The following is a 17,913-nucleotide window of genomic DNA, read 5'->3' as shown; positions in this document are numbered from 1 at the left end:
CGCCCGCTTCGGCGATAGTCTGATAACGAGCCGGTGGTGTTGCGCCCTGGGCCGCCCCGTCGCGGGGACAGCGGCCCGGGACCCGCAAGGCCGCCCTGGCGGTGAGCCCGCCGTTATCGCGCGCCTCTTCGCGGAGTACTTCCATGCTGTTCACCCGTCACGCCCTGGCGCTGCTTTGCGCCAGCGCCGGTATCGCCGCCGCCATCCCGGCCCAGGCGCAGACCCTGAAAATCGCCTTGTCGGCCGAGCCGACATCCGCCGACCCCCACTATCACAAGATGTCGGCGAACGATGCTTTCTCCGCCCACGTCTACAGTTCCCTGATCGCGCGCGACGCCGATATGAATCTGGTGCCGGCCCTGGCGACGTCCTGGAAGAACCTGGACGACCTGACCTGGGAATTCAAGCTGCGCCATGACGTCACGTTCTCCAACGGCAAGCCTTTCACGTCCCAGGACGTGCTGTTCACGATTTGCCGCACGCTCAACAACGAGACGAATATCTCCAGCTCGTACGCAACCCTGACCCAGATGTTCACCGACGTGCAGACGCCGGATGACTACACCGTCATCATCAAGACGCGGCAGCCGCTGCCCGTGATGCCGGCCGAGGTCGCGCGCTCGCTGCCTATTATCTGGAACGGCATCCTGCCGCACGGCAAGCTCAGCTTCACGCCCAAGGAAGGCTGCGGCGTGACTGGCCCGTGGCCCACGGTAGTGGACTTCAACAATGGCAAGGACGCCATCGGCACCGGCCCCTACGTCCTGAAGTCCTATGTGAAAGGCACCGGTATCGAGCTCGTGCGCAACGAGCACTACTGGGGCCCGAAGCCGTACTGGAAGGAAGTCAAGATGGTGCCGGTGCCGAATGCCGGCCCGCGCATGACCGGTCTGCTGTCCGGCGATTTCGACTTGATCGAAAACCCGGCTGCCCGCGACGTCCAGCGCGTGAAGGACAATCCCAAGTTCGCCTACGTGGCGACGCCGTCCACCCGCCTGGTGTTCTTCCAGCCCGACGTGGGCCGCAATCCCAGCCCGCTGGTGAAAGCGGCCAATGGCAAGAACCCGCTGCAGGATCTGCGCGTGCGCCAGGCCATCAATATGGCGATCGACCGCAAGGCGATCACGCAGCGCATCATGGACGGCATGGCGACGCCGGCCTATCAGTACATGCCGGACGGCATGTTCGGCGGCCTGGCGCACGCGCCGGAAATCAAGTACGACCCCGCGGCGGCCAAGAAACTGCTGGCGGAGGCCGGCTATCCCGACGGCTTCGAACTGACCATCTCGTCGACCAACGACCGCTATATCAACGACGGCCAGGTGACCCAGGCGGTGGCGCAGTATCTGTCGCGCATCGGCATCAAGACCAACGTGGATGTCATGACGGCGTCGATTTATTTCCCCAAGCGCGCCAAGCGGGAGTTCAGCTTCGCGATGGGCGGCTGGCCTTCCGAAACGGGTGAGGCGTCCGCGCTGTTCCAGCTGTGGGTAACGTCGCTGGATGCCGCCAACTCGCTGGGCACGAGCAATTACGGCGGTTATTCCAATCCGGCCTTCGACAAGGTTTATCGCCAGGCCGCGGTAACGGTGGACGCCGGCCAGCGGCGCAAGCTGCTGGAAGAGTCGACCAAAATCGCGCTGGCGGACGTACCGCTGATCCCCCTGCACTTCGAAAGCACGCTGTGGGCCTACCGGAAGGGCATCACGTATGAAGGGCGGCGCGACCAGTACACGCTGGCGATGTCGGCCAGGCCGAACAACGGCAAGTAAGCCGCGGACGGCCGTTCCCCAGCGGCCAGGCACCCCCGGGCGGTAGCGCCGTACGGGGGTGTTTTCATTTGGGCCAGGCGGGGCCGGGCGAGGCTGGGCACCGACGGGCCGGGCGCTGACGGGCCGCCCCTGCTTGCCCAGGTGCGATCACCCGCCCAGGGGGCGGTCGCCCGATAGCCCCGCGCCCTCACGGACCCGCTTTCGCGTTACACGCCGGGTGCGGCCTTGACGGTAACGGCGCCGGAAACGCGCAGGGCCTTTTGGCGGGCGGCCTCCACGGTATCGGCGGTGGCCAGGCCGACGCCCATGCGGCGCTTGACGAAGGATTCGGGCTTGCCGAACAGGCGGATATCGGTCCCGGGTTCGGCCAGCGCCTGCGCCACGCCGTCGAACGTAACGGCGCGCGCATCCACGCCGCCATAGATTACGGCACTGGCGCCCGGCTGGCGCAGCGTGACGTCCACCGGCAGGCCGAGCAGGGCGCGGGCATGCAGTTCGAACTCGTTCTGCGCCTGCGTAATCATCGTCACCATGCCCGTGTCGTGCGGGCGCGGGCTGACTTCCGAAAACCACACCTGGTCGCCCGCCACGAACAGCTCCACGCCGAACAGGCCAAGTCCGCCCAGATTGCCGGTGACCGCCAGGGCAATGTCACGGGCGCGCTGTAGCGCGGTGGCGGACATGGGATGCGGCTGCCAGCTTTCCACGTAATCGCCGTCGACCTGCTTGTGGCCGATGGGCGCGCAGAAGCGGGTTTCGATTTCGCCCGAAGCGCCGCGGGCGCGCACGGTCAACAGCGTGATCTCGTAATCGAAGCGGATAAAACCTTCCACAATGGCGCGTCCCGCCCCCGTACGGCCGCCTTCCTGGGCGTAGCGCCAGGCGGCGGCCACGTCATCGGGTCCTTTGATGACGGACTGGCCCTTGCCCGACGAGGACATCACGGGCTTGATGACGCAGGGATAGCCGATGCCGCCGTCGATGGCCTCGCGCAGTTGGGCTTCGGTATCGACGAACTTGTACGGCGAAGTCTGCAGGCCCAGTGTTTCGGCGGCCAGGCGGCGGATACCTTCGCGGTTCATGGTCAGGCGCGCCGCCCGCGCGGTCGGCGTGACACGCACGGTGCCGGCCGCCTCCAGGTCCACCAGCAGATCCGTGGCGATGGCCTCGATTTCGGGGACGACCACGTGCGGCTGTTCCCGCTCGATGATGGCGCGCAGCGCATCCGCATCGGTCATGGACACCACATGGGCGCGATGGGCGACCTGCTGCCCCGGCGCGTCGGCATACCTGTCCACCGCGATCACTTCCACGCCCAGCCGCTGCAGCGCGATGACGACTTCCTTGCCCAGTTCGCCGGCGCCCAGCAGCATGACGCGGGTGGCGGCGGGGGAAAGCGGCGTGCCGAAGCGGGGAGCGGCGATTGTGGAAACGGTGGACATGGGAAAACCTGTTCGATGATCGGGCCGCGGCCCGTACGATGGGAGCCCGCCAGCATGCCATAGGCCCCGTGGCCGGGCAACCGGCTATAACGTGACCAGAACATCACGGTACACGGCGGCAATTCCCGCGCTGCGATTAAAATCGGTCCATGAATGCACTTCCCGTCACCTCCCCGGACACGGCGCTGGCCTCGGCCCGGCGCACGCTGCGCATCGAAGCACAAGCCCTGCTCGAACTGGAAGGCCGCCTGGACGACACCTTCGCCCGCGTCGTGGACATGCTGCTGAACTGCCGCGGCCGCGTGGTCGTGAGCGGCATCGGCAAGACCGGCCACATCGCCCGCAAGGTCGCCGCGACCCTGGCGTCGACCGGCACGCCGTCGTTCTTCCTGCACGCGGCGGAAGCGGTGCACGGCGACCTCGGCATGATCACCCAGGACGACGTGCTGATCGCCATTTCCTATTCCGGATCGGGCGGCGAGCTGCTCACCATCCTGCCGGCCGTGCGCCGCCTGGGCACCGGCGTCGTGGCGATGACGGGCAATCCCTCTTCCGAACTGGCGCGCCAGGCCGATATCCATCTGGACGTCAGCGTGGCGCAGGAAGCATGCCCCATGAACCTGGCGCCGACCGCCAGCACCACCGCGGCGCTGGCCCTGGGGGATGCGCTGGCGGTGGCCTGCCTGGAAGCGCGCGGCTTCGGTCCGGAAGACTTCGCCCGCTCGCACCCCGGCGGGACCCTGGGGCGGCGCCTGCTGACGCATGTGCGCGACGTCATGCGCCAGGGCGACGACTTGCCCATGGTGCCCGCGGACGCCTCGCTATCCCGGGCCCTGGAAGAAATGTCCGCCAAACGCATGGGCATGACGGTCATCGTGGATGCGGAGCGGCGGCCGCTGGGCATCTTCACCGACGGCGATCTGCGCCGCCTGATTGAACGCCACGGCGATATCCGCGGTCTCAAGATAACCGACGGCATGACCCGTTCCCCGCATACCGTGCCGGCCGATGCACTGGCCGTGGTCGCCGCGCAGCAGATGGACGAACTGCGCGTCAGCCAAATGCTCGTCCTGGATGGCCAGGGCGCGCTGATCGGCGCGCTGCATATGCACGACCTGATGGCCGCCAAGGTAGTATGAATATGATCGCACCCGCCCATTCCGCGACGCATCCCGCAGAAGCGCTGATCCTCGCGCGCCTGCAGCCCATCGTGAAAGAACGGGCCGCCGCCGTGCGCCTGATGGTCTTTGACGTGGATGGGGTGTTGACCGACGGCAGCCTGTATTACGGCGAGCACGGGGAACTCTTCAAACGCTTCAACGCACTGGACGGCCATGGCTTGCGTTTGCTGGCCGAAGGCGGCATCAACGTCGCACTCATTACCGGCCGGTCCGGCCCCATCGTGGACCGGCGCGCGGCGGAACTGGGCATCGCGGAAGTCATGCAAGGCGTGCGCGACAAGGGCGCGGCGCTGGCGGCGCTGGCCCAGCGCGTGGGCGTCACCCTGGACCAGACGGGCTATATGGGCGATGACATCATCGACCTGCCGGCCATGCAGCGCGCGGGTTTCGCGGCATCCGTGCCCAACGCGCCGGCCTATGTCGCGCAGGGCGCGCACTGGGTGGCCAGCCATCCCGGCGGCAGCGGCGCGGTGCGTGAATGCTGCGACGTACTGCTCGCCTGCCAGGGCCGCCTGGGTTCCCTGCTGGCCTCCCCGGGCTTGCTGGGGCCTGGCGCCATACAGTAGACCCGCCCAGTAGACTCGCCGACATGCCGCCAGCCACTTCTCCAGCCCTTCCGCCAGCCATCAGCGGGCACGACGCCGCGGCGCACCGAACCTTCCACCGTATCGAATGAAAGAACGCTTTCCGTCGCTCATCGCGCTGTTTCTACTGCTCGTCCTGGTCGTCGGGACATGGTGGGCAGCCGACTATACCCAGCGCGCCGTGCCCACCGATCCTCCGCGCCGCCTGACGCACGAAATGGATGCCTGGTCGCGCAACTTCATCATGGTTCGCACCGGCGAAGACGGCAAGCCCATCAATCGCATGGAAGGCGATTACGGCGAACACTATCCCGACGACGACTCCTATGTCGTGACGAACCCGCGCGCCGTGGGCCTGCGGCCGAACACGCCCATCACCGTCGCCACGTCGCAGACGGCCACCATGTATCAGGGTGGCAAGCGCATCGTCATGGACAAGGACGCGCATATGCACCGGCAGCCCGACGCGGACACCCCGCCCCTGGATGTGCGCAGCGAACAGCTGGTCATCCTGCCGGACGAAGACACCATCAGCACCAATCTGCCGGCCCTGGTCACGCGTGGCCAGTCGCGCATGAATGGCACGGGGATGAAGTACAACAACAAGACCCGCCAGTTGGAAGTATTCTCGTCCACCAACGTGGAAATCGCGCCGGCGGATACGCAGCGTGCCGGCGGCAAGGATGACGCCAAGGGCAAGCCGAAGGAAGCAACGCCCAAGGGACAATCCGGCGATAAACCCACACCCGCGGATGGCTCGCCCGCGCCGCGGTCCGATTCACAACCGCCTGCCGGCGCCGCCGCGCCCGCGCAGGCATCCGCTCACGCATCCGTAAAAAAACAATGATGATCGAACTTCGCAAATGCCTGCCGTCCGCCTGGCTGACAGGTGTCATCCTGGCCGTGGCCGGTACCGTCGCCGGCGCTGGCGCACATGCGCAGGCTGCGCCCGCCGCGCCAGCCGCCGCGGCGCCGGCCGGCAAGACCCCCGGAACATCCGGCGGCGCGCCCGCCAAGGGCAAGGCCCAAACGCCGGAGGAAGAACCCAATACGGTCATTCTGTCGGAACAGCTGCACTACGACGACGTCAAGAAGACCAGCGTATTCACGGGCAACGTGATCATGACGCGCGGCCTGATGACGCTGCATTCGGACGAGCTGCAGATGCACGAAGACGCACAGGGCAATCAGTACGGCACCGCGCTGGCGAACCCGGGCAAGATGGTAACCGTGCGCCAGGAGCGGCCGGAGAACTTCGAAGTCATCGAAGGGGTGGGACGCCGGGCTGAATACGACGGCACCAAAAGCACCTTCGATCTGATCGGCCAGGCCGTCGTCACGCGCTACATCTGCGGCAAGCCCTTCGACACCATCCGCGGGCAGAAAGTCCGGTACAACGACAAGGCGGGTACCTACGAAGCCATAGGCGGCCCCGAATCGGCGGCGCCCGCCGGCCGGGTGCGATCCGTCATGGAACCGCGCGCGCGCACGGACGCGGCCATTGCCGAATGCCGGGCGCAACAGGGCGGCAAGGCGGCCACGGGCAAGAGCCCCACGTCGTCCACGACGGGCGCCGGTACGTCGGGCGCCAGCCGCAATGGCCAGGCCAATGGCGGCAGCGGGTCGTCCGGCAAGTCCACCGTCAAGCAGCCCTGATCCGCTCGATTACCCATGGCGCCGCGGCGCCCCCTGGCGCGGCTGGCACGCGCCGCCGTCATCCTGTTACCCGAATCGACCACCCTCAATGATCACGCAAGCGACACCAGAAACCCAGAGCCCGGCCACCGCGCGCACCAGCAGCCTGCGGGCGGTCGGCCTGCGCAAGACCTACCATGGCCGCACCGTCGTGCAGGACGTGTCGCTCTCGGTCGACAGCGGGGAAGTCGTTGGCCTGCTGGGACCCAACGGCGCCGGCAAGACGACCAGTTTCTACATGATCGTCGGGCTGGTGCCGGCCGAAGCGGGCCGTATCGAGATCGACGATCAGAACATCACCGGCCTGCCCATCCATAAACGGGCTCGCCTGGGCGTTTCGTACCTGCCACAGGATGCCTCGGTCTTCCGCCGCCTGACGGTGGAGCAGAACATCCGCGCCGTTCTTGAGCTACAGGTGGACCAGCGTGGGCGGCCGATCTCCGCGACGGCGATCAACGAAAACCTGGAACTGCTGCTGGAAGAACTGCAGATCGGCCATATCCGCGGCAATACGGCGATATCGCTGTCGGGCGGCGAGCGCCGCCGCGTGGAAATCGCCCGCGCGCTGGCCACCAGCCCCCGCTTCATCCTGTTGGACGAGCCTTTCGCCGGCGTGGATCCCATCGCGGTGATCGAGATCCAGCGCATCGTGCGTTTCCTGAAGAGCCGGGGCATCGGCGTGCTGATCACCGACCACAACGTGCGCGAGACGTTGGGCATCTGCGACCGGGCGTACATCATCAGCGAAGGCAAGGTGCTGACCGACGGTCATCCGGAAGACATCGTCGGCAATCCCGCGGTGCGGCGCGTCTATCTGGGCGAGCACTTCCGGATGTAACGGTAGTGTTCGACCGTTGATCCAAGTCAGGACTTCTTTCAGGGACGGATTGAATTGCCCGGCGGAGTCTTTACACTAGGATTACAGGCTTCGGATTCCACCCGCTTCCATCTGCGGACGCAAGAATGCCTGTCCCGGGCCGGCCTTGGCCGCCCCTCAACGCTGGAAAGGAGATCGATAACTTTAATTCTTGCGCGTTGTGCGCACCCACCCTTTTCTTGGCAGAAGGAGATTGCACTATGAATCTAAGCATCTGCGGTCGTCATCTCGACGTCACCCCGGCGATCCGGGAGTACGTAGTGAATAAACTGGCGCGAGCTTTACGGCATTTCGATCACATCATCGATGTGCAAGTCATGCTATCGGTGGAACCGCTGCGGCATGCCGCCGAGGTCACCATGAGATTACGAGGCAAGGATATCCACTGCGAAGCGCAGGATGAGAACCTATACGCCGCCATCGACTTGCTTGCCGATAAGATCGACCGTCAGGTCATCAAGCACAAGGATAAGGTCCAGAGCCACGCTACCGAGTCCGTGAAGCGACTACCCGCAGCGGCCTGACGCCGCACCGCGCCTCACGAACGCTCGTTGACGGGCGATAAGTTCGCGCCACACGCGCAACTACCTCCAGGCACCGATGTCCCGCAGATCCGCGAATGTTCCGGGGCATCGGTCATGCTGAATTCCGCAGTCCTCCCCCCGCGCACTCCCGCCCCCCGCTAGGTCGTATCGGACCAGCCAGGGCTAGCCGCCCAGGCGCCCACCATCTGTCCCCATAGCGAATACCAGCCTTGTCGGCCGCCGCTCCCGTGCATTCGGGCGGTCCGCCCTGCATGAAACGTCACCTCGCCGCCACAACTGTTTTTTTGCGTTGCGGCCTATGAACATATAATCCAATCATGAATCACTTGCCCCGCATCCTGCCTGCAGGGAATGTCGTGCTTGACCTGCTGGCCACCAGTAAAAAGCGGGCATTCGAACAGGCCGGCCTGCTCTTCGAAAATCATCACGGCCTTGCGCGCTCCACCGTGTTCGACAGCCTTTTTGCCCGGGAGCGGCTGGGTTCCACAGGATTGGGCCAGGGCGTGGCGGTTCCACATGGCCGCGTCAAGAGCCTGACCGAGGCGGTCGCCGCCTTCTTCCGCCTGTCCCGCCCCGTGCCTTTCGACGCCCCGGACAACCAGCCGGTCAGTATGCTGTTGTTCCTGCTGGTACCGGAGAACGCGACCCAGCAGCACCTGGATATACTCGCCGAGCTTGCGCAATTGATGTCCAATAAGCCGCTGCGTGAAGCCCTGGCCACCGAAACCGATCCAGTGGCCGTCCACCGCATGCTGACAACCGGCACCCTTTGATCTTTCCATCGCCATGCTTACCGTCCAGGAACTGGTCGACGATAACGCCGACAAAATCCCCTTCAACTGGATCGCGGGACAAGGCGCGGCGGACCGGGTGATTCCGGACGACGGCATGGCCGCCGCTGATCTGGTCGGCCACCTCAACCTGATCCACCCGTCGCGCATACAGGTGTTCGGGCAGGAAGAATTGGCGTACTACACCCGTTTCGACCTGCGCCGCCGCATGCACCACATGGATGAGCTGCTGATCGGCGGGGTGCCGGCGATACTGCTGGCCGATGGGTTGACGGCGCCGCAGGATCTGATCGATCAATGCGAACAGCACCAGGTGCCGCTGCTGAGCACGCCGGTGGCCGCGGCACAGCTGATCGATCTGCTGCGCATTTATCTGGGCAAAAAACTGGCGCCCACCACCACCGTACATGGGGTATTCCTCGACGTACTGGGTCTGGGCGTGCTGATTACGGGCGAGTCCGGCCTGGGCAAGAGCGAACTGGCGCTGGAGCTGATTTCGCGCGGGCACGGGCTGGTGGCCGACGATGCGGTGGAATTGTCACGCACCGCGCCGAACATGATCGAAGGACATTGCCCTTCGCTGCTGCAGAACCTGCTGGAGGTGCGGGGGTTGGGCTTGCTGGATATCCGCACCATCTTCGGCGAGACCTCGGTGCGCCGCAAGATGCGGCTGAAGCTGATCGTGCATCTGGTACGCGCGACGGCGCAGGACAAGTTCGAGCGGCTGCCTTTGCAGGACATCACGCAGGACATGCTGGGCTTGCCGATCCGCAAGGTGATGCTGCAGGTTGCCGCCGGGCGCAACCTGGCGGTGCTGGTGGAGGCGGCGGTGCGCAATACCATCCTGAAACTGCGCGGCATCGATACGCTGGGCGAGTTCATGGAGCGCCAGGCCATGGCGATCCTGCAGAACAGCAAATAGCAAGCGCGCTTCTTTTATCCGCCGGCGGCGCGCGCCTGCTTGACCTGTAGCGACGTGACGCCGCCCGCCGCATTACCCCAGCTGTTGCGCACATAGGTCACGACCGCCGCGACGTCATCGTCGCTGAGCGTCTGGCCGAAGGGCGGCATGCCGTGCGGCCGTGGATTGGCGCCCGTCGCGGGGGCGAAGCCCCCTTCAAGCACCATATGGACGACGTTGCCGGGATACGGCGCGGTGACGCTGATGTTGCCCGCCAGCGCCGGCCAGTCTTTTCCCTTGCCGCGGCCATCGGCGGCGTGGCATTGGACGCAGTGCTGCTCATAGATCGCGCCGCCGCGCCGCAGGCCGACCGCCTCCCGAACGCTGGCTTGCGCCGTCGCGGGGCCGGATGGCAAGGACTTGAGATATGCCGCGATGGCGCGCGCATCGGGGTCCGTCAGGAACTGTGTGCTGCCGCTGACGACCTCGCCCATGGGGCCGGACGCGGTGCCATGAGGACTAAGCCCGGTTTGCAGCAGAGCGGCAATATCGTCTTGCGACCAGCGGCCCATGCCGTTGACGGGATCTCCGTCCAGCGCGGGCGCGTACCAGCCCAGGCCGTCGATGACGCCACCCGACAATCGGCTGCCGCTGATGGCGCCCAGCGCGTTGCGAGGGGCATGGCAGGCGATGCAATGTCCCAGGCCGTCCACCAGGTAGCGGCCGCGCGCGAGGGCGGCGCTGGGACCGGGACCGGCATCTGCGTCGGCATGCACGCCCGGCCGGAAATACAGGCCCCGCCACAGCGCCAGCAAGGGGCGCCAGCCATAGGGAAAATCCAGTTGGTGCGGCCGGCTGGGCTGCGCGGCGGGCGGGACGGTGCGCAGGTAGGCATAGATCGCGTCTGCGTCCGCGCGGCTGATGCGCGTGTACTCGGTGTACGGGAAGGCTGGGTAGAGCAGGTGTCCGGAGGGCGACTTGCCCTGGTGCAGGGCGCGCCAGAAATCGTCCGCCGTCCAGGCGCCGATGCCATTCGCGGAATCCGGCGTGATGTTCGGCCCGTAGAACGTGCCGAAGGCCGTCGGGATGGCGGCTCCGCCGGCGTACGGTTGGCCGCCAGGCACCGTATGGCAGGCCATGCAGTCGCCTACCCTGGCCAGGTAGGCGCCATAGGCGACGCGTTGGGCGGGATCCGCGATGGCCTGGGCCGGTCCCGTGGAGCTATCGTCGCGATAGCCGCGCCACGCAAGCACCGCCACGCCCGCCACCACGAGCAGCAATAGCGCCACGGCGATACGACCGGCACGACGCGCGATGCCGCGGCCGGAGGGACGAGGCGCGGCACCCGCCGTGCCGCGCTTGGAATCTGGCTGATGTGAAGTCATGACGAAAACGCTATTCCTGGCTGCCGCACGACACCGGCAGCGTAATGGTCCCCGCCGGCTCGGGCTGATACGTGGCCGGCACCGGCTGCGACGACAGCCACGCCGCAACGGCGGCGATGTCTTCGGGATTCATTTGGCGGGCCACGTGGGCCATGCAATCCGGCGCGGCGGCGCGGCGGGTGCCGCTGCGCCAACTGCCGATCTGGGCCAGCAGGTAATCGCGCGGCAGGCCGAGCAGGCCCGGGATGGCCGGCGCCGCGCCGCCCAGGCTGGCGCCATGGCAAGCCGTGCAGGCAGGCACGCCGCGGCCCTTGTCGCCGGCCGTCGTCAACACGCGGCCGCGCTCCAACATGGCGGGACCGACGTCGGCCGGCACCGGCGCGGGATAGGCGACGTGCTGGTCGGCGAAATAGGCGGCGATGTCGCGCAGGTAGTCGTCGGGCAGATTGCGCAGCAGGTGCGCCATCGGGGCATATTGGCGCCGGCCATCGCGGAAATTCTGCAGCTGGTGATAAAGATAATCGCGCGGCTTGCCGGCCAGGCGGGGGTAATAGCCGTCCGGGCCGGCCCGGCCCTGTTCGCCGTGGCAGGCGGTACAGGCCGCCACGCGGGCGCGCATGCTGCCGGGTTCCAGCGGCGCTTTGTCGGATGCCTGGGCATGGGCGGCCGATGCCAGCACAATACCGCATGCCCCTGAAACGACCGCTATCCGGCGGGCCGTGGCATGAGCCGCCGACCGGAAAACCTGGCCCGCCACGATGGCGCGCGCCAAGGATGACGCCACCTGCGAGGCGGCACGGCAAAGCCTGGAAACTCCCATCGATCGCGCCTTGTTGTATGGATAGCGAATTAGGCCGGCATGCGGAGAAATGGAACAGGGGCAAGTCGCGCAGTTTACGGCCATATCAGTTACAGATGCGTCCGGCCCGCCGCGATACCGCCCCACCCGTGGGCAAGCGGCCGCCGCCGCGCACGCGCGATCCCGCAACGCGGCCGCCGCGACACGGATGCCGCCGCACGTCCGGCAACACAAATCGTGCCACAATCATGCCCATGTTCAGCGTCGTCCTTATCACCGGGATATCCGGCTCCGGCAAATCGGTCGCCCTGCGGCTGCTGGAGGACTCTGGGTACACCTGCGTCGACAATTTGCCCGTGCGGTTTCTGTCGGACTTCATCGCCAGCGCGCGCGATGACGCCATGGCGCGCGTCGCCGTCGCGATCGATGTGCGGTCGCCGGGCGAGCTGGCGGAACTGCCGACCACCATCGCCGCGCTGCGCGCCGTGGGCACGCGCATCCGCGTCGTGTTCCTGGACGCAGACACCAGTACGCTGGTGCAGCGCTACTCGGAATCGCGCCGCCGCCATCCCTTGACGGACCGGCTGCAGCGCGGCGGCAAGGCGGCTTCGCTGCTCGATTGCATACGTGTGGAGCGCGAGATGCTGGCGCCGTTGCGCGACCAGGAACACGTGATCGACACATCCGAACTGACGCCGGGCCAACTGCGCGCGTGGATCCGCGACCTGGTGCAGGCCGACCGCCAGGCGGTGGTGCTGACCTTCGAATCCTTCGCGTTCAAGCGCGGGGTGCCGCGCGATGCCGACCTGGTATTCGACGTGCGCTGCCTGCCCAATCCCTACTACGATCCCGCGCTGCGTCCGCTGACGGGGCGCGATGCCGCGGTGGCCGCCTATCTGGCGAGCTTCGATACGGTGCGGCAGATGACCGACGACATCACGGATTTCATCCGCAAATGGCTGCCGCGCTATATGGAAGACACGCGCAGCTATCTGACGGTGGCGATCGGTTGCACCGGCGGGCAGCACCGCTCCGTTTATGTCGTCGAACAGCTGGCGCAGCGTTTCGCCGATCACCGTCCCTTGCTGGTTCGACACCGCACACAACTTCCCGAAGAACACGCATGAGTTTCCGGCACCTGCGCAATCTATTCGTCATCGCTTTGCTGGCTGCGGTGGTGGCGGGTTGTTCCAGTACCGGAGGCCGCAAGCGCGGCGGCTATTACCAGAACGATGGTCCCGACGCCAATCCGCCCGCCAATCTGGCCGCCGTGCCGGACGCCGAGCCGCGCATCGAGCCGCTGGCGGGCGGCGCCAACCGGCCTTACGTGGTGTTCGGCAAGCGCTATGTGCCGATGACGGGCGATCAGCCGTACACGCAGCGTGGCATCGCGTCGTGGTACGGCAAGAAATTCCATGGCAATTCGACGTCGATAGGCGAGCCCTACGATATGTATGCCATGACGGCGGCCCATCCGACGCTGCCGCTCCCCAGCTATGCGCGCGTCACCAGTGCGATCAATGGGAAAACCATTATCGTGCGCGTCAACGATAGGGGGCCGTTCCATGACAATCGGATCATGGATCTTTCCTACGTGGCGGCTTACAAGCTGGGCATCATCGGGCCAGGCAGCGGCGAGGTCACGGTGCAGCGGATCCTGCCGGATGAAGTGCGGCGCATGGTGGCGGAACGCGAAAGCGGCCGGCGCGCGGGCGCGGCGGCGGCCGTGGCGGTCGGCGGGGCGGGTTCGGAGTCTGGAGGCTTGGCGGCATCCGACGTGTCCGAGCCGGTTCCGGTGGTGCTGTCGGCCGGCGAAACACCTGCCGCGATGCCTTTGACACCGGCGCCTTCCGCGCCGATCGGCGGTACGGCGATGAGTAGCCTGCCGCCGGCACGCGGCGGGGTGGCGTCCGGACCTACGCCCTTGCCTCCCGCGGCCACGGCTGCCGCGCCGGCGATCGCGGCGCCGGCCGCGGCGCAGGCGCCGGCTGGCTCGGGTTCGGTTTATCTGCAGTTGGGGGCGTTCAGCCAGCCCGCCAATGCGCAGTCGCTGGCGGCGCGGGTGAATGGGCCGCTGACGGCCGCGGGCCTGCCGCCCGCGACGGTGGAACAGGCCGGACAGCTGTACCGCGTGCGCGTCGGCCCGTATGCCGACCGCAATGCGGCGATGTCGGTGGTGGAGACAGTGTCCAGCAGTACGGGAATCCTGCCGACGATCGCGACGCGGTAGTCATACNGGATGNGGCTGGCCGGATGGGGNTGGCCGGATGGGGCTGGCCGGATGGGGCTGGCCACTGGCGGGCGGTCACCAGAGACGGCCCTGGCGGGGGTCTTCGGCTATGCGCTTCGAGTCGCGGGAAGCGCTGGCGTAGCGGTGCCCTTCCAGTTTCAGCAGCGCCTGCTTGCGAGGCAGGCCGCCGCCGAAGCCGGTCAATGTGCCGTCGCCGCCGATGATGCGATGGCACGGGATGAAGATCGATATCGGATTGCGTCCGACTGCCTGCGCGACGGCGCGTACCGCGGCGGCCTGGGCGCAGCGGGTCGATAAGGCGCCATAGCTTTCCAGGCCGCCGAACGGAATGTCCCGCAGCGCGTCCCAGACGCGTCGCTGGAACGGCGTGCCGCGCGGCGCCAGCGGCAGCGAGAATTCCCGCCTGCGGCCGGCGAAATAGTCGGCCAGCTCGCGTTCGGCATGATCGAGCATGGAATGCGCGGCATGCGCGGGAACGGTCAGCGTGGTGCCGGCGGCAGGCGGGCAGTCGCGCTGGCCAACGAACCAGGCGCCGGTCAGCGCACCGCCTTCCGCCTGCAGCAGCATCGCGCCCAGCGGAGTATCGACGATGCGTCGCTGCGCGACTTCCTCCCCAGGGGAGGATGCGCGCCCGGGACGGCCCGGCGCGGAGGATGGGCCCTCCTGTCGCTGCGCGACTTCCTCCCCAGGGGAGGATTCGCGCTTGGGACGGCCCGGCGCGCTCATGCCGGCTTGCGGGCCAGCGCCCGGGCGTAGAGTACGTCGCGGGGGAGGCCGCTGACGCGGGCGGCGATGCGGGCGGCGTCGCGGACGGATAGGGATTCCAGCAGGGCGTCGAGCAGCGTATCCGTGGAGGGATCGACGGCGGCGGCGGCCGGGTCCGGCGCCGGCGCGGCATGCGCGATCAGCACGAATTCACCCTGGCCGCGGTGCGGCTGCGCCCGCAGCCAGTCGCCGGCCTGGTCCAGCGCCATGGTGGCGACTTCTTCGAAGCGCTTGGTCAGCTCGCGCGCGACGGTGACTTCGCGGCCTGGGCCCAGGGTTGCAAGCATATCCGCGAGCGTGGCGGCCACGCGGTGCGGCGATTCGAACATCACGACCGGCGCGGGCACGCCGCACCATAGTGCAAGCCAGCGCTGGCGGGCGGCCGATTTGGCGGGCGGAAAGCCGGCGAAGACAAAGGCGGGATTTTCATCGGAGGTCACGCCGCTGGCCATCAAGGCCGCGATGACGGCGCTGGGCCCCGGTATCGGCACAACGGCATGGCCGGCCTGCCGCACGGCGCGTACGATGCGCGCGCCCGGATCGCTGACGGCGGGCGCGCCGGCATCGGACACCAGCGCCACGCGCTGGCCCTGCGCCAGGCGCTCGCAGATGGCTTGGGCGGCGGCCGCCTCGTTGTGGCGATGCGCGGCCATCAGCGGCGTGGCGATGCCCCAGGCATCCATCAATGTGCGGCTTTCGCGCGTGTCCTCGGCGGCGATGACGTCGGCGCGCACCAGGGCTTCCCAGGCCCGCAGGCCGAGGTCGCCCAGATTGCCGATGGGGGTGGCCACCACGTACAGGGTGCCGCCGGGCCACTGCTGGGCGGCCACGCGTTCGGCGACGCGGCGCCAGGCGTCGGCGCCTGCCGGCGGAGGGAGGTTTTCGTTCATTGCGGGAGGAATACCGGGCAAACCGTGCCAGTGTAGTGGCTTAATCCTTCGCCATCGAATCACGCGGGAATCGCATGCCCGACGCGCACCATGTCCGATGACCACACAGAGCCGCGGTTCGAATCGGCCCGCCGCGCCCAGGGCCTGCGCCTGCGCCGCCGGCGGCGGGAGCAGGCGCGAAACGTCGACCGGAACCATGACGCCATCGCCATTACGTGGATAGACGACGGCGCACCCGATGAATCCGATGCATCGGGCATATCGGGCATGTCCGGCGGTATGGCCGGGCGCCTGTCGCCCACGCAGCACATCGGCGGTGATTATGAAGATCAGGCGCTGGCATTGCTCCGGCGCGCCGGCCTGCAACCGCTGGCGCGCAACCTGCGTTGCCGCGCGGGCGAAATCGACCTGGCGCTGCGCGACGGCAATACGCTGGTGCTGGTCGAAGTGCGAGCCCGCGGCGACGGCCGCTACGGCGGCGCGGCGGCCAGCGTGGGGCCGGACAAGCAGGCGCGGCTGGTCCGCGCCGCCTGGACCCTGCTGCCCACGCTGGCGACCCGCGGCTGGAGCGGCCGCCAGCCGGCGGTGCGTTTCGACGTAATCGCGTTTGAAGGCGAAACGCCACTCTGGCTGCGTCACGCCTTCGATGTCGCCATGAGATAATCCGCGCCATGATCGATATGACGACTCGCATGGTGTCGCACTTCAATAATGCGATCGCCACACTCCAGGCCAGCCGCGACGCGCTGGCCGATACGCTAGGCGTGGCAGTGGACGTGCTGTTCCACGCGCTCACGAATAATGGCAAGGTGCTGGCCTGCGGCAATGGCGGTTCGGCCGCCGACGCGCAGCACTTTGTCGCCGAACTGGTCGGCCGCTTCGAACGCGAACGGCTCCCGCTGGCGGCGCTGGCCTTGAATACCGACACATCCATCCTGACGGCCGTGGGGAACGACTACGGCTTCGACGACGTCTTCGAGCGCCAGGTCAACGCCCTGGGCCAGCCGGGCGACGTGCTGGTGGCGATTTCCACCAGCGGCAATTCGCCCAACGTGGTGCGGGCCGTACAGGCCGCGCAGCAACGCGACATGCACGTGATCGCGCTGACCGGCAAGGAAGGCGGCGTCACCGGGGAACTCATGACGGCACACGACGTCCATCTGTGCGTGCCGAACGATCGCACCATGCGTATCCAGGAAGCGCACATCGTGCTGCTGCACGCCCTGTGCGACGGTATCGACGCCTTACTGCTGGGAGACAGCGAATGACATTCAAGACCCGATTTCCCGCCATCGTCCTGGCCGCCGCGCTGACCGCGTCGGTCCTGACCCTGTCGGCCTGCGCGCCGGTGGTGGTGGGCGCCGCCGCCGCCGGCGGCGCCGTGGTGGCGACGGACCGCCGCACGTCGGGCACGCAGCTGGACGACCAAAGCATCAGCCTCAAGGCCGAGCACAATATTTCCGAGAAAGCGGGAGATGCGGCCCGGGTGAATGCCAGCACTTACGAAGGCGTGGTGCTGTTGACCGGCGAAGTGCCCAACGATGCCATCAAGGCGGAGGCCAGCCAGCTGGCGCGGGTGGAGAAGGTCAAGAAGGTGGTCAACCAGCTGACCGTCGGTCCGGCCGCCAGCTTCAGCGTGCGGTCCAATGACACCTGGCTGGCGTCCAAGGTCCGGACCGAGCTGATCAATACCAAGTACGTGCCGTCGGGGTCGATTTCGATCACGGTCGACAAGGGCGTGGTCTATCTTCAGGGGAAAGTAACCCAGGCCGAAGGAGAATATGCGGCCAACGCCGCCGCCGGCGTCAGCGGGGTGGCCAAGGTGGTTAAACTGTTCGACATCATCAGCCGCGAGGAAGCGGTCCGGTTGTCGGGCGGCTCCAGCGGCGCGGCGTCGGCGCCGGCGAATACGACGGGGACGCCACGGGCGCCCATCGAGACCGGGAATGGCGCGGCGGATACGTCGCCGGCCCCCGCCGGCGGCGGCGGCGCGCAGGCCATCCCGATAAAGTGACGGCCCACCCCAGGGTAGGCC

General features: G+C 67.3%; 18 protein-coding genes and 1 pseudogene. 14 read left to right on the top strand and 5 right to left on the bottom strand.

From position 1 onward, the window contains the following. The first annotated feature begins 143 nt into the window (after positions 1-143). On the top strand, positions 144-1,772 hold the full coding sequence (locus tag ACNA0R_RS19965) for an ABC transporter substrate-binding protein (protein ID WP_415827800.1): 1,629 nt from the start codon (positions 144-146) through the stop codon (positions 1,770-1,772). 206 nt (positions 1,773-1,978) lie between these two features. On the opposite strand, the gene purT is transcribed toward ACNA0R_RS19965, so the two are convergent. Next, positions 1,979-3,214, bottom strand: coding sequence for a formate-dependent phosphoribosylglycinamide formyltransferase (purT, locus tag ACNA0R_RS19960; protein ID WP_415827799.1), 1,236 nt, complete (start codon positions 3,212-3,214; stop codon positions 1,979-1,981). 149 nt (positions 3,215-3,363) lie between these two features. Between purT and ACNA0R_RS19955 the strand changes: the two genes are divergently transcribed. The 8 genes and pseudogenes from ACNA0R_RS19955 (at position 3,364) to hprK (ending at position 9,809) form a co-directional block, all read left to right on the top strand. Then, on the top strand, positions 3,364-4,353 hold the full coding sequence (locus ACNA0R_RS19955) for a KpsF/GutQ family sugar-phosphate isomerase (RefSeq protein ID WP_415827798.1): 990 nt from the start codon (positions 3,364-3,366) through the stop codon (positions 4,351-4,353). After that, complete coding sequence (locus tag ACNA0R_RS19950; RefSeq protein ID WP_415827797.1) at positions 4,350-4,961, top strand: KdsC family phosphatase; 612 nt, start codon at positions 4,350-4,352, stop codon at positions 4,959-4,961. Before ACNA0R_RS19955 ends, ACNA0R_RS19950 begins: the two co-directional genes overlap by 4 nt. Positions 4,962-5,067: 106 nt before the next feature. Then, positions 5,068-5,721: pseudogene (gene lptC, locus ACNA0R_RS19945) on the top strand (LPS export ABC transporter periplasmic protein LptC); the annotation flags it as partial. Between the two features lie 104 nt (positions 5,722-5,825). Then, complete coding sequence (lptA, locus tag ACNA0R_RS19940) at positions 5,826-6,635, top strand: lipopolysaccharide transport periplasmic protein LptA (RefSeq protein ID WP_415827963.1); 810 nt, start codon at positions 5,826-5,828, stop codon at positions 6,633-6,635. Between the two features lie 88 nt (positions 6,636-6,723). Continuing rightward, the gene (lptB, locus tag ACNA0R_RS19935) at positions 6,724-7,512 is read left to right on the top strand and encodes an LPS export ABC transporter ATP-binding protein (protein WP_415827796.1); all 789 of its coding nucleotides are present in this window, start codon (positions 6,724-6,726) and stop codon (positions 7,510-7,512) included. 239 nt (positions 7,513-7,751) lie between these two features. Further along, positions 7,752-8,075 (top strand): ribosome hibernation-promoting factor, HPF/YfiA family, encoded by a 324-nt coding sequence (gene hpf, locus ACNA0R_RS19930; protein ID WP_415827795.1) that lies wholly within the window; start codon positions 7,752-7,754, stop codon positions 8,073-8,075. Positions 8,076-8,413: 338 nt separating this feature from the next. Next, complete coding sequence (locus ACNA0R_RS19925) at positions 8,414-8,869, top strand: PTS sugar transporter subunit IIA (protein WP_415827794.1); 456 nt, start codon at positions 8,414-8,416, stop codon at positions 8,867-8,869. A gap of 13 nt (positions 8,870-8,882) precedes the next feature. Beyond that, positions 8,883-9,809, top strand: a complete 927-nt coding sequence (gene hprK, locus ACNA0R_RS19920; RefSeq protein ID WP_415827793.1) for an HPr(Ser) kinase/phosphatase — start codon at positions 8,883-8,885, stop codon at positions 9,807-9,809. 14 nt (positions 9,810-9,823) lie between these two features. On the opposite strand, the gene ACNA0R_RS19915 is transcribed toward hprK, so the two are convergent. Both ACNA0R_RS19915 and ACNA0R_RS19910 read right to left on the bottom strand, forming a co-directional pair. Then, positions 9,824-11,173 (bottom strand): c-type cytochrome, encoded by a 1,350-nt coding sequence (locus ACNA0R_RS19915; protein WP_415827792.1) that lies wholly within the window; start codon positions 11,171-11,173, stop codon positions 9,824-9,826. A gap of 10 nt (positions 11,174-11,183) precedes the next feature. Next, a complete protein-coding gene (locus ACNA0R_RS19910; protein ID WP_415827791.1) occupies positions 11,184-11,993 on the bottom strand; it encodes a c-type cytochrome in 810 nt (269 codons plus the stop codon). Between the two features lie 233 nt (positions 11,994-12,226). Between ACNA0R_RS19910 and rapZ the strand changes: the two genes are divergently transcribed. Next, the gene (gene rapZ / locus ACNA0R_RS19905) at positions 12,227-13,099 is read left to right on the top strand and encodes an RNase adapter RapZ (protein WP_415827962.1); all 873 of its coding nucleotides are present in this window, start codon (positions 12,227-12,229) and stop codon (positions 13,097-13,099) included. Further along, positions 13,096-14,202, top strand: coding sequence for a septal ring lytic transglycosylase RlpA family protein (locus ACNA0R_RS19900; RefSeq protein WP_415827790.1), 1,107 nt, complete (start codon positions 13,096-13,098; stop codon positions 14,200-14,202). The genes rapZ and ACNA0R_RS19900 overlap by 4 nt, the downstream gene beginning before the upstream one ends. Positions 14,203-14,277: 75 nt before the next feature. On the opposite strand, the gene ACNA0R_RS19895 is transcribed toward ACNA0R_RS19900, so the two are convergent. Further along, positions 14,278-14,949, bottom strand: coding sequence for a methylated-DNA--[protein]-cysteine S-methyltransferase (locus tag ACNA0R_RS19895; RefSeq protein WP_415827789.1), 672 nt, complete (start codon positions 14,947-14,949; stop codon positions 14,278-14,280). Next, positions 14,946-15,878, bottom strand: coding sequence for a 16S rRNA (cytidine(1402)-2'-O)-methyltransferase (gene rsmI, locus ACNA0R_RS19890; protein ID WP_415827788.1), 933 nt, complete (start codon positions 15,876-15,878; stop codon positions 14,946-14,948). Before rsmI ends, ACNA0R_RS19895 begins: the two co-directional genes overlap by 4 nt. Positions 15,879-15,968: 90 nt before the next feature. On the opposite strand from rsmI, the gene ACNA0R_RS19885 reads away from it, so the two are divergent. Genes ACNA0R_RS19885 through ACNA0R_RS19875 form a run of 3 tightly spaced genes read left to right on the top strand, consistent with a single transcriptional unit; the run spans position 15,969 to position 17,892 of the window. Continuing rightward, on the top strand, positions 15,969-16,541 hold the full coding sequence (locus ACNA0R_RS19885; protein ID WP_415827787.1) for a YraN family protein: 573 nt from the start codon (positions 15,969-15,971) through the stop codon (positions 16,539-16,541). A gap of 11 nt (positions 16,542-16,552) precedes the next feature. Beyond that, on the top strand, positions 16,553-17,146 hold the full coding sequence (locus tag ACNA0R_RS19880; RefSeq protein WP_415827960.1) for a phosphoheptose isomerase: 594 nt from the start codon (positions 16,553-16,555) through the stop codon (positions 17,144-17,146). Beyond that, entirely contained in the window at positions 17,143-17,892 is a 750-nt protein-coding gene (locus ACNA0R_RS19875) for a BON domain-containing protein (RefSeq protein WP_415827786.1), read from the top strand. Before ACNA0R_RS19880 ends, ACNA0R_RS19875 begins: the two co-directional genes overlap by 4 nt. The last annotated feature ends 21 nt before the right edge of the window (positions 17,893-17,913 follow it).

Origin of the sequence: Bordetella sputigena, from assembly GCF_965137885.1 — a bacterium.
In the GTDB taxonomy this organism is placed as follows: domain Bacteria; phylum Pseudomonadota; class Gammaproteobacteria; order Burkholderiales; family Burkholderiaceae_B; genus Bordetella_C; species Bordetella_C sputigena.
This window is presented reverse-complemented; position numbering and strand designations above follow the sequence as displayed.